This window comes from Mycobacterium asiaticum DSM 44297, assembly GCF_000613245.1.
GTDB lineage: Bacteria > Actinomycetota > Actinomycetes > Mycobacteriales > Mycobacteriaceae > Mycobacterium > Mycobacterium asiaticum.
The window spans coordinates 912,175-923,681 of sequence record NZ_HG964938.1; the positions used below are offsets into that span (position 1 = coordinate 912,175).

The 11,507-nt window shown below is 68.2% G+C and carries 11 protein-coding genes and 1 pseudogene; 8 read left to right on the forward strand and 4 right to left on the reverse strand.

From position 1 onward, the window contains the following. Positions 1-121 precede the first annotated feature (121 nt). Positions 122-979 (reverse strand): HAD-IB family hydrolase, encoded by an 858-nt coding sequence (locus tag BN972_RS23215; protein ID WP_036362992.1) that lies wholly within the window; start codon positions 977-979, stop codon positions 122-124. Between the two features lie 444 nt (positions 980-1,423). Between BN972_RS23215 and ssd the strand changes: the two genes are divergently transcribed. From ssd to BN972_RS28495, 7 genes are read left to right on the forward strand one after another with little or no spacing between them, the layout of a single operon-like run. Continuing rightward, positions 1,424-2,524, forward strand: coding sequence for a septum site-determining protein Ssd (ssd, locus tag BN972_RS23220; RefSeq protein WP_036362996.1), 1,101 nt, complete (start codon positions 1,424-1,426; stop codon positions 2,522-2,524). Further along, entirely contained in the window at positions 2,521-3,687 is a 1,167-nt protein-coding gene (locus BN972_RS23225; protein WP_036363004.1) for a TadA family conjugal transfer-associated ATPase, read from the forward strand. The genes ssd and BN972_RS23225 overlap by 4 nt, the downstream gene beginning before the upstream one ends. After that, entirely contained in the window at positions 3,684-4,481 is a 798-nt protein-coding gene (locus tag BN972_RS23230; RefSeq protein ID WP_036363008.1) for a type II secretion system F family protein, read from the forward strand. The genes BN972_RS23225 and BN972_RS23230 overlap by 4 nt, the downstream gene beginning before the upstream one ends. Beyond that, positions 4,478-5,053 (forward strand): type II secretion system F family protein, encoded by a 576-nt coding sequence (locus tag BN972_RS23235; protein WP_099051179.1) that lies wholly within the window; start codon positions 4,478-4,480, stop codon positions 5,051-5,053. Before BN972_RS23230 ends, BN972_RS23235 begins: the two co-directional genes overlap by 4 nt. 9 nt (positions 5,054-5,062) lie before the next feature. Continuing rightward, positions 5,063-5,269 carry a DUF4244 domain-containing protein gene (locus BN972_RS23240; RefSeq protein WP_036363011.1) on the forward strand — a complete coding sequence of 69 codons (207 nt, stop codon included), beginning with the start codon at positions 5,063-5,065 and terminating at the stop codon, positions 5,267-5,269. A 23-nt stretch (positions 5,270-5,292) separates the two neighbouring features. Next, entirely contained in the window at positions 5,293-5,592 is a 300-nt protein-coding gene (locus BN972_RS30610; RefSeq protein WP_280514653.1) for a TadE family type IV pilus minor pilin, read from the forward strand. Continuing rightward, on the forward strand, positions 5,558-5,914 hold the full coding sequence (locus BN972_RS28495; protein ID WP_235192554.1) for an Rv3654c family TadE-like protein: 357 nt from the start codon (positions 5,558-5,560) through the stop codon (positions 5,912-5,914). The genes BN972_RS30610 and BN972_RS28495 overlap by 35 nt, the downstream gene beginning before the upstream one ends. A 9-nt stretch (positions 5,915-5,923) precedes the next feature. On the opposite strand, the gene BN972_RS23255 is transcribed toward BN972_RS28495, so the two are convergent. The 3 genes and pseudogenes from BN972_RS23255 to BN972_RS23265 all read right to left on the reverse strand — a co-directional run bounded on the left by BN972_RS23255 (position 5,924) and on the right by BN972_RS23265 (position 10,982). After that, entirely contained in the window at positions 5,924-6,964 is a 1,041-nt protein-coding gene (locus BN972_RS23255) for a PAS domain-containing protein (protein WP_036363842.1), read from the reverse strand. Positions 6,965-7,553: 589 nt separating this feature from the next. Further along, on the reverse strand, positions 7,554-8,450 hold the full coding sequence (locus tag BN972_RS23260) for a PE family protein (RefSeq protein ID WP_051545741.1): 897 nt from the start codon (positions 8,448-8,450) through the stop codon (positions 7,554-7,556). Between the two features lie 220 nt (positions 8,451-8,670). After that, positions 8,671-10,982, reverse strand: a pseudogene (locus BN972_RS23265) (DEAD/DEAH box helicase). A gap of 283 nt (positions 10,983-11,265) precedes the next feature. Here BN972_RS23265 and cspA point away from each other — a divergent pair. Then, positions 11,266-11,469 carry a cold shock protein CspA gene (cspA, locus tag BN972_RS23270; protein WP_036363014.1) on the forward strand — a complete coding sequence of 68 codons (204 nt, stop codon included), beginning with the start codon at positions 11,266-11,268 and terminating at the stop codon, positions 11,467-11,469. Positions 11,470-11,507: the final 38 nt, after the last annotated feature.

Sequence of the window (11,507 nt, forward strand, 5' to 3'; positions counted from 1 at the left end):
GCGTCAAAGTTGGGCCGGGATAGCGGAAAGCTTCGTATTGCGCGCTTCACGTGTTTGCTACGGGGCGATTGAGAAAGGTGGGACGCCAGTGCTAGAACCGGCGCCACCAGAAAGCGCCTTTCTAAAAGGCGAAGCGACGCAACAGCGCGTAGGTGACCGCGCCGGCGGCCAGGGCGCTGATCCCGACCGCGGCCGTGGTGGCGACGGCAGCCCCCGAGGGCGCCGGAATCCGGTCGCGCAACGACACCGGCCGGGAGAACGACAACACCGGCCAACCGCGTTCGACGGCTTCCTTGCGCAGGGTGCGATCGGGGTTCACGACCGAGGGGTGGCCCACAGCTTCAAGCATTGGCAGGTCGGTGATCGAGTCGGAGTAGGCGTAGCAATGCTCCAGCGGATAGCCCTCGCGCGCGGCGAGCTCGCGGATCGCTTGCACCTTGCCTTCGCCGTAGCAGTAGAAGGCGACCTCGCCGGTGTATTTGCCGTCTTCGACGACCATCCGGGTTGCCATCGCGTGGGTGGCGCCCAGCGCCCTGGCGATCGGCGCCACGATCTCCTCGCCCGAGGCCGAGACCACCACGACGTCGCGTCCACAAAGTTTGTGGGCGGCGATGAGATCTGCAGCTTCGGCGAACACCAGTGGCGTCACGATGTCGTGGAGCGTCTCGTTGACGATCGACTTCACCTGCGCGACGTCCCAGCCGGTGCACATGTTGGCCAGATGAGTGCGCATCCGATCCATCTGGTCATGATCGGCGCCGGAGAGCAGGAAGATGAACTGTGCATAGCTCGACTTCAGCACCGCCCGCCGGTTAAGCAGGCCTTGCGCGAAGAAGGGTTTGCTGAAGGCCAGTGTGCTGGACTTGGCGATGATGGTCTTGTCCAAGTCGAAGAACGCAGCGGTGCGGGGGCCCGGGTCAGCGGCTACCGGCGTTTGCGTCGAGGTTTGCTGCGTCGCGGCCGAGTCGGGGGCGGTCACCAATCCAGCATAGGTCCGCGATCCGGAGATGCCGTGAGGTTGAGCCCGAATCGGACGGCTGAATCCCTATCTTGTCGTTCTGCCCGCGGTGTTTTCACGGGTCAAGCCGTACTTTTCTTTCAACGCGGTACTTGCGTGAAGCCCGGCTGGCATGTGTATAGTAAGCATTACTCGGCCCTGAGCCGAGGGTGCATCAGCCCGACCCCCCGGGGCTGATACACGACGACCTCCGCCTCCTCCCCCCCTGGCGGGGGTCGTCCCTTTTGTGGGGCAAAAATTCTCGCCCGGATTCTGCACACACTTGTTGTCCGATGCGTTGCGGGGAAGCCGACAACCCCTGACCGAGCGGGTCCTCAGCGAACCGTTTGTCCACAGCCTCGTTCTTATCCACAGATCGGGCTTTGGCACTGGTGTCCAAGATCGGTGGGCGAGCACGGTGGAGGAATGACGGATCCCTCGCGCCGGGAATCGGCCGGTTGCGGCGTGCTGGCGGTACTGGCCGAACCTGAATTGCGCGACGAGCTGGACCGCATCGGTGCCGCCGTCGGCGTGCGGGTGGTGCATGCCGACGGGCCGAATCCGGTGAGCAGGAAAACGTGGGCGGCGGCCGCGGCGGTGGTGCTCGACCAAGCTGCGGCCGACCATTACGGCCAGACAGCGCTGCCGCGGCGGGCCCACGTCAGCATCCTCACCAGCGCCGAAGCCGGGGTCGACACTTGGACGGCGGCCGTCGCCGTCGGTGCCGAGCGCGTGTTGAGGGTGCCGCAGCAGGAACACGAACTCGTTGGCGAACTGGCCCGCGCCGCCGAATCGGCGCGCGACGAGAATGCGCTCGGTGAAGCCGTCGCCGTCGTCGGCAGCTGTGGCGGTGCCGGGGCATCGTTGTTCGCCGTCGCCCTGGCGCTGGTTGCTTCCAAGGCGCTCCTGCTGGACCTCGATCCGTGGGCCGGAGGCATCGATTTGTTGCTGGGCAGCGACACCACGCCCGGCTTGCGGTGGCCTGACCTGGCGTTGCAAGGCGGACGGTTGAACTGGCCGGCGATGCGCGAGGCGCTGCCACGGCACCGAGGAATCAGCGTGTTGTCGGGCACCCGGCGGGGCTACGAGGCGGAGGCCGGCCCAGTGGACGCCATCGTCGATGCCGGGCGACGCGGGGGAGTGACCGTCGTGTGCGACCTGCCGAGGCGGCTGACCGAGGCGACGCACGTCGCGCTCGACGGAGCAGACCTGGTGGTGATGGTCAGCCGATGCGATGTGCGGGCGTGTGCGGCCGCCGCGACCTTCGGTCCGGTACTGGCGTCGATCAACCCGAATCTCGGGCTGGTGGTGCGGGGACCGGCCCCGGGCGGTCTGCGAGCGGCTGAGGTCGCCGACATCACCGGGCTGCCGCTGCTGGCGGCGCTGCGCGCCGAGCCGCGGTTGGCCGAGCGGCTCGAACACGGCGGGCTGCGACTGGGGCGGCGATCCGCACTAGCCACGGCCGCGCGGTCGGTGTTGGGTGTACTTCCCAATGGCCGGAGAGCGCCGAACGGCAGGGCCGCATGAGCGCGTCGTTGATTGAGCGGGTGCGTGAGCGATTGGCGGCCGAGCCTGGCCCGTTGCGGCCGAATGTAGTGGCGGCCGCGATCCGGGCAGAGTCGGGCGGGATCGTCGGTGACACCGAGGTGTTGGCCAATCTCCGGCTGCTGCAGACCGAGCTGACCGGCGCCGGCATCCTCGAACCGCTGTTGTGCATAGACGGCGCCACCGACGTCTTGGTGACCGCGCCCGACGCGGTCTGGGTCGACGACGGAAACGGCCTGCAGCGCAGCTCCATTCGGTTCACCGATGAGGCCGCCGTGCGGCGGCTGGCGCAACGGCTGGCATTGACCGCCGGGCGCCGCCTCGACGACGCGCAGCCGTGGGTGGACGGGCTGCTGACCGGTATTGGTGCCGGCGGGTTCGCGGTCCGGCTGCACGCCGTGTTGCCGCCAGTGGCAGCCAACGGCACCTGCCTCTCGCTACGGGTGTTACGGCCGGCCACCCAGGACTTGGCCGCCCTGGCTGCTGCGGGCGCCATCACGGGAGAGGCGGGTCGGCTGATCGCGGACATCATCAACGCTCGGCTGGCCTTCCTGGTGTGTGGTGGCACGGGGGCCGGCAAGACCACCCTGCTGGCGGCGATGCTCGGGGCGGTCTCACCGGCCGAACGGATCGTCTGCGTGGAGGACGCCGCTGAGTTGGCGCCGCGCCACCCGCATCTGGTGAAGCTGGTTGCCCGGCGGCCGAACGTCGAAGGCGTGGGTGAGGTGACCGTCCGTCAACTCGTCCGGCAGGCGTTACGAATGCGGCCCGACCGGATCGTCGTCGGCGAAGTCAGGGGTGCCGAAGTGGTGGATCTGCTCGCCGCCCTGAACACCGGGCACGAGGGCGGAGCGGGCACGGTCCACGCCAACAGCCCGGGCGAAGTGCCCGCGCGGTTGGAAGCGCTGGGCGCGCTGGGCGGGCTGGACCGCCCCGCGCTGCACAGTCAACTGGCGGCGGCGGTCCAGGTGGTGCTGCACGTCACGCGCAACCGGGCCGGCCGCCGTCGGCTGCAGGAGATCGCCGTGTTATGTCAGGGCGACAGTGGACGTGTCCGCGTGGTCACCGCATGGCATGCCGACAGCGGGATGACCGCCGAGGCCGTCGAATTGCGCGCGTTGCTGCAAAGCCGGGTCGCGGCATGACCGGGCTGCAACTTGCCGCGCTGCTGTTGTCGTTGGCGTTGTTGGCGATGCCACCGTCACCACGTTGCCGACTGGCGCCCACCCCGCAAGCGCACCGGAAAATCTTCGGCCGCCCGTGGGTTGTCGCCGCGGCGGGCGTGTCTGGGTTGGTGGTTGCGATCTGGCTCTGGCAGCTGACCACTGTCTTGGCGGTCGCGTTGAGTGCAGCGACCCTTGGCCTGCGCCGGTGGCGGCGGCGCCGCAACCGGCGCGCGGCGACGGAAGGGCTTGCGCTACAAGCGGGTTTGGACGTGCTGGTCGGTGAACTGCGGGTCGGTGCCCATCCCGTTCACGCCTTCGATGTTGCCGCCGACGAGACCGATGGACCGGTGTCAGGCTCGCTGCGCACCGTCGCGGCGCGGGCGCGCCTGGGCGCCGATGTGGCGGCCGGGCTGCGCACCGCGGCGGGTTCGTCGGCGCTGCCCCGGCATTGGGAGCGTCTGGCGGTCTGCTGGCAACTGGCGAGTGAGCACGGGCTGGCGATCGCGACCCTGATGCGGGCCGCGCAACGGGACATTGCTGCGCGACAGCAATTCTCGGCGAAGGTGGCGTCGAGCCTGGCGGGCGCCCGCGCCACCGCGGCCATCCTGGCGGGACTCCCGGTGCTCGGCGTCCTACTCGGAGAGCTGCTCGGTGCCCGGCCGCTGCGCTTCTTGCTCGGCACCGGCGGTTGGTTTCTTCTGGTCGGTCTGGCGCTGGCGTGTGCCGGGGTGTTGTGGTCGGATCGCATCACCGATCGCGTGGTGTCGACATGAGTATCGCGGCGGTGCTGTTGGCGGCGGCGCTGTTGATAGGGGCGGGCCCGTCGATGGTGCGTGCCCGCGCCGGCGCGGCGCGCCGCATCCCCAGGGGGGCGCGGCGCGCAGCCGGGCCGGATCCCTTGGGGGTGGCGTCCGGGCTGGACGTGCTCGCTGTGTGCCTGGCGGCGGGCATGGCGGTCTCGGCGGCCGCGGCCGCGGCCTCCCGTGCCGCACCGCCACGGCTGGCGTCAGTGTTGCGTCGGGCCGCCGACCTGTTGGCGTTGGGTGCTGATCCGGCGGTCGCGTGGTCAGCGCCACCGGACGGGATCGACTCTCAGACCGAGGGGCTGCTGCGGCTGGCCCGGCGATCGGCCTCGTCGGGCACCGCGCTTGCCGAGGGTGTGGCCGAGCTGGCGGCCCAGTCGCGCCACGACGCCGCGCAGGCCGCCGCCGCTGCCGCCGAACGTGCCGGGGTGCTGATCGCTGGTCCGCTCGGGATCTGCTTTCTGCCGGCGTTCGTGTGCCTGGGCATCGTTCCAGTGATCGCCGGGTTGGCCGGTGACGTTCTGGACTCAGGTCTATTTTGAGGGAGGAATATGAAGCGGTACAACATCTTTCGCCGGTTCAGGGCGCGCCTGCTGGTGCTGGCGAGCGACGAGTCAGGCATGAGTACGGTGGAGTACGCGATCGGGACCATCGCCGCGGCGGCTTTCGGCGCGATTCTCTACTCGGTGGTGACCGGCGACTCCGTCGTTTCGGCGCTGAACCACATCATCGGTCGAGCCCTGAGCACCAAGGTCTGAGCTCCAGTGCCGGCGCCAGCACGGTGGAGGCCGCAGTGGCGATCGCCGCACTCGTGGTGGTGCTGGTGCTGTGCCTCGCCGGGATCACCGCCGTGTCAATGCAGGTGCGCTGCGTGGACGCGGCGCGGGAGGCGGCGCGGCTTTCGGCGCGCGGCGATGGTCAGCACGCAGTCGAGGTGGCACGCCGCATCGCGCCTGCTGGCGCGCAGGTGCAGGTGTACCGAGACGGCGACTTCCTGGTCGCGATCGTGGTCGCACACTCGAAACTGTTGCCAGCCCTGCGAATCGGTGCCCGCGCGGTCTCGGCGGCCGAGCCGGGATGAGGACGGCTCGGCGACGGTGCTCGCTGCAGCGATCATCGCGGTGCTCCTGGCTGTCACCGGGGCCACCGGCTGGGTGGGTTCGGTGGTGGCGGCGCGCCACCGCGCGCAGTCGGCGGCCGATCTGGCCGCCTTGGCGGCGGCCGCGCAGCTGCCGCAGGGTGCCGAGTCGGCGTGTGCACGCGCGAGGGTAGCGGCACAGCGGGTTGGTGGTGTCGAGTGCCGGGTCGATGGCCTCGACGTCGTTGTCGCGTTGGAGGTGCCGGTCCCGCTCGCCGGTGTTGCCCGGGCTTCCGCGCGGGCGGGACCCACGGATAAGCGATGACGCCGGGTTTTAGCCCTCTTCTCCCGAAGAAGCGTTGGAGAAATCGGCTGCGGCGAGCTCCTCGTCGGTGGGCAGCCGCAGCGAGAGTAGGCCGGCGAAGGTTTCCGGCTCGAGCTCCACCCGGTTGACGGTGACGTGCACCGGCACCCAGTCGGTGTCTCGCCCGGGGAGCCGCAACACCCGGCTGGTCGCACCGTTGGCGAATTCCTTGGTCATCGAGAGCATGACCTGCTCGTCGTCGGGATGGACCCGTGGTTTGTCGGCTTCGCTGCTGCGCCAGTCGTAGAAAGAGCAGGGCTCGTCGAGCCATTTCAGCAGCGTCCAGTTTTTGAGGTCGACGAGTGCTCGATGGACGCCGGCTTGCGCAAGCCCCCGCAGGATGCGTTGCGCCAGATCGTCGGCCGCGACCGCGGGACCCTTGCGCTCGGTGCGCCAATTCATGGCCCGCGCTATCAGATGGTCGCGACCGTCGGGGCCCGGCTCTAGTGCACTGCGGGCGGTGAATCCGATCCGGACCGGGTTTCCCTCCCAGTCGGTGAGGTCCCAGGTGCTGCACAGGGTCAGCCCGGGTTCGGCCCGCACCGCCATGGCCAGCACCTTGGTCTCGTTCGGATTGAGCTCCCGCGACGGCAGATCCTCGGCGAAGGCCCTGCCGAAGGTGACCTCGACTTCGGGATTCTTGCCGCTGTTGGCCAGCGACTCGGGGGTGTCGGTGGCCACCCCGCAGGTGAGATCCCACTTCAACGGACCGGGGATGGGCCGCTCGGGCGGCTCCTCGTCGATCGGGCCGGTCCACACGTGCACCCCGTGAATACGCCCGTCGGACATCATCACCGGTTCGGTGCGGATGACACGGTCGCTCTTCGGGGTGATGCTGGACAACGACTGTCCCGTCTGCACCGACTCCGCGATCGCCGTCTTGACGGCAGCCAGGTACGGGCTGCGACGCAGGAAGGTAGTGATCGGGACGAGGTTCTTCAGTTGCCGCCCCTGCGCGACGACGGCGGGTTCGTCCCCCAGCGTCTCCACGAGCAACCAGTCGTGGGCCATGCTGGGGAGCTTACTGATCGCCCGTCGGGACATTGCCCGGGGACTCGCCGTTGCAGGCTCGGCAGTGTCGAATTGGCTGTCGAATTGGCGCTCGCACTGGCGCCGACGCAATTGCGGAAGGCAAGCGTTTGTCGAATGTTGCCCAGCGTTGACAGTGGCGTCAAATCCATTGTGTCCGAAACTTTGCCGCCGCACAGCAAGCCCGCCGGTGACCTCCAGTCGAGCGTGACAGTAGGGATTTCTCGACAGCGCAACACTTCTCGGTATTGCATCAAGGGGTTTGTCATACTGTGCGCCCGATATAAGCCCAAATCTCGCCGTGAAGTCGGCCACGTTGTTGTTGCATTCGAGACTTGATCCCAGGTAAATTTCCTGCTGCACTCGCGTTTTGAGGGAGTGCTGGATCGTTTTGTCCGGCGCTAAAAGCAGGTCCGTGGAGGTCGACCGTCGAGGGGTCGGTCGCCGTCCATCGGATTCCTCAACGTATCTGGTTGCGTTCCCGTTCGGCCGGATCTGTCATGTCAGCGAAACCCCTTGGTGTGCAGCTCATTTGCCATCGCATTCGTCAGTTACCCTGCGCTACAACAAGTTACGACAGGTTGGCCGTGTGCGCCGAGGGGTGGGCTGTCGGTCGCGCCGCTCGCAGTGTCGCCCCAGCGGTGCCGTTGCGACGCAATGCGTTGGAAAGCCAGCGGTCCGGCCACGACCTGGTGATCCGGAAAGGGCACCGCGTCCCCGCCGCTGCATTCCGACCATCCTTCGGTTGGCCTGCCGCGCTACGCGCGTCCTGGCCATCGCCTGACAGCATCAGGCGGCTCAGCAGTCCGCCGGATTCGACCCCGCGTCGGTCCTCGCCGTCGGCAGGTAAGCCGCCGGACCCCCAGGTAGCGAACAGGCCACCGCCCTGGTGGCCCGCGTCGCGCCAGAAGGAGCCGGTTCCGACGCCACCCACCGCGCTCACCCCACCGGATCCCGCAGCGCCTACCGAGGTGTTGCCGCCAGCGGCGGACATTGCGGTGGCGTCCACGTTGCCGCTATCCACGGGTGCAGCCGACCCACCGGCGACCTCGCTCGGCGCGACCCACCCGCCGTGCTCGCCTTCGGCCGCGCTCTCGGGGCCGAAGATTGGCGGCCCGTCCGCCGGCTTGACCGGCGCCTGGACGGGCGGGATCAGGTGTGGCAATGGGCTCTGCATCGCCGCGGCATTGGCCGCCTCTCCCAACGCATACGTGCCGGCGCTCGAGCTCAACGCGCGGACGAACTGGTCGTGAAAGGCCGCTACCTGGGTGCCGAGCGCTTGGTAACCGCGGGCGTACTTCGAGTACAGCGCAGCGACGGCCGCCGATACCTGATCCTGCGCGGGGGCCGGAATCGCAGTGGTAGGGAGGGCAGCGGCCGCGTTGGCGGTCTGGATCACAGAATTGATGCCCGCCAGCTCAACCGCGGCCACGCCCATCGCATCGGGCACCGCATTGAAAAACGACATCAAACACCTTTCGGCGTCTTCACCAGACTCGGCCAGTGTCTGATCACGTTGCAGCTATTCAACACGTGCACCGTATCGCCGCTTGTGGGTGAATGGAATAACAATTTTTCATCGGTTTGCTCAAGCGCCCGCAGGACTCCGGCGCGAAGACTTAGATCGCGAACTGGCTCGGGCACCTCCGGCGCGGCCCACCCCGAGGCGTCAACCGTCAGCCCCCAGCTCAATTTCGGGGATCGCTCAATTCGGCAAGCACCAGTCGCAGCACGGCGACCGCACCCGCCTTGTCCAGCGGATCGTTGGCATTGCCGCACTTGGGCGACTGCACGCACGATGGGCACCCGCTGCGGCATTCACACGCCTCGATGGCCGCCGCAGTAGCGCCCAGCCAGGTGGTTGCCTTGCGGAACCCGCGTTCGGCGAATCCGGCACCGCCCGGATGGCCGTCGTAGACGAAGACGGTCGGCAACCCGTCGGGGCCGATAGCGGTCGACAGGCCGCCGATGTCGCCCCGGTCGCAGCTGGCCACCAACGGCAGCAGCCCGATGGCCGCGTGCTCGGCGGCGTGCAACGAACCCGGCACCCGCAACGGTGCTATGTCGTTGCGCTCTAATGCTTCTAGCTCGATCGTGTACATGACCGCAAAGGTCGGCAAGGTGGCCCGCGGCATGTCCAGTTCGATGAAGTCGATCACTTCGCCGTTGGCTCGCCGGCGCAGGTACCCGACCACCTGATGGGTCACCGTCACCGGTACCAGTCCCAGCGTCACCGGCCCGAAGAGTGACCGCTCACCCTGGCCGGTGACCGAGATGTCGGTGAGTTCGCGGGCGAAGGTCGAATAGCCGGGGTCCTCGTCGTGGACGAACGCGATACCCTCCTCGAGATCCAGCGAGTCGACGACGTAGCTCTCGCCTTGGTGTAGATAGACCGCCCCGGGGTGGATCGACGCCGGCGCCTGTCCGACCCCGGTGCTGCCCAGCAGTCGCCCGGTGTCGGCCTCGACGATGATGATCTGGCCCCCGATGGATCCCCGAATGTCCACCGCGCCATGGGGTTCCATGCCGGGTGCCGGAAAGTATCTGCCGCCCCTCCGTTTCAGCAGCCCGTCGTCGACCAATCCTTCGGCCACGTCGACCGCGTTCAGCGCCCGCACCTCGCTATCTTCCAGCGGAAGTTCGGTTGCCGCGCAGAGCAGCTGCGGTCCGAGGATGTAGGGATTGCCGGGGTCGATCACCACCCGTTCGACGGGCTTGCCCAGCAGCGCGGCGGGGTGGTGCACCAGATAGGTGTCCAGCGGGTCGTCTCGGGCGATCAACACCACCAGGGCGCCCTGGCCGCGCCGCCCGGACCGTCCGGCCTGTTGCCAGAACGAGGCGACGGTTCCGGGAAAACCGGCCAGCACCACGGCGTCCAGTCCGGCGATATCGACACCCAGTTCCAGGGCGTTGGTCGTCGCCAGCCCGCGTAGCCGGCCGTCGGCCAGCGCTTTCTCCAGCGCGGTGCGATCCTCCGCGAGATACCCGGCGCGGTAGGACGCCACCGTGCCGGTCAGGTGCGGTGCGGTATCGGCCAGCCGGGCCTGGGCGCCCAGTGCGGTTAATTCGGCGGCGCGGCGTGACCGCACGAAAGTCAATGTCTGCGCGCCCTCCACGATCAGGTCGGCCATCACCCGGGCGGCCTCGGCCCCCGCCGACCGTCGTACCGGTGCGCCGTTCTCGCCGGTCAGCTCGGTCAGCAACGCCGGTTCCCACAACGCCACCGTGCGGGCGCCTGCGGGGACCCGTCCTCGACGACCTCCTCGACCGGCTGCCCGATGAGCTCGGCGGCCGTCGCGCCGGGCGAGTCCGTCGTCGCGCTGGCGAAAACCACCGTCGGATACGACGAGTACCGCGCGCACAGCCGCAGCAGCCGGCGCAGCACCATCGCGACATTGGAACCGAACACCCCACGGTAGTAGTGGCATTCGTCGACCACGACGAACCGCAACCCTCGTAGCAGCACCGCCCACCGAGCGTGATTGCGCAGTATCGACAGGTGAATCATGTCGGGGTTGGAGAAGATCCACCGGGACCGCTCGCGGGCAAAGCGCCGCACCTCGGTGGGGCTGTCCCCGTCGTAGGCTGTCGGCGCCACGTCGTCGAGCGGAACCGCGGTCACCAGACCGTGCGCCGCACGCAGCTGGTCATGGCCCAACGCCTTCGTCGGCGACAGATACAACACGCGGGCCCGCGGATCGGTCGCCAGCGCATTGAGCACCGGTAGCTGATAGGCCAGTGACTTGCCCGACGCGGTGCCAGTGCTGATCACGACATGGCGCCCGGCGTGGGCCAACTCCGCGGCCTCGGACTGATGCGACCAGGGGGTGCCGATGCCGCGGGCGTTGAACGCGCGGATTACCTGCGGCGAGGCCCACTGCGGCCACCCGTGCGGCCGCCCGGTGCGGGGCGGTAGCTCGGTGACATGCCGCAGTGGATGCTCGTCGGTGGCGGTACCGGCCAGCGCCGCGGCAAGCAGTTCGCTGCCGAAACTCGGCATCACACTCCTCTCTCGCTCCTAACCTGCGGGATGACGCTGACGTAAATTGATCCGCCGTTCCGGCTCCAGGCTGTCGCCGACGCCACGAACATGGTTGACTGAGTGCGGTCGCAGCTTCTGTGTTCGTGTAAAACTTTCGCAGGATCGACGTTGCGGTCGCGGTTCCTGCGAGGTTATCTGTCGGGTGAAGTTCCGGCGACTCCGCGAAGGTATGGCGGTCGCGGCTGGCCCGGGGCATCGAAAGGCGAGCCCCGCACCCAGATAGAAAAGGAAAGATCGAGAGATGCCACAGGGAACTGTGAAGTGGTTCAACGCGGAGAAGGGGTTCGGTTTCATCGCCCCCGAGGACGGTTCCGCGGATGTTTTTGTCCACTACACGGAGATCCAGGGGACGGGCTTCCGCACCCTCGAAGAGAACCAGAAGGTCGAGTTCGAGATCGGCCACAGCCCTAAGGGCCCCCAGGCCACTGGAGTTCGCTCGGTTTAATCCGGGCAGATTCTGACGCTGCCCCCCGGCGCAGTCCC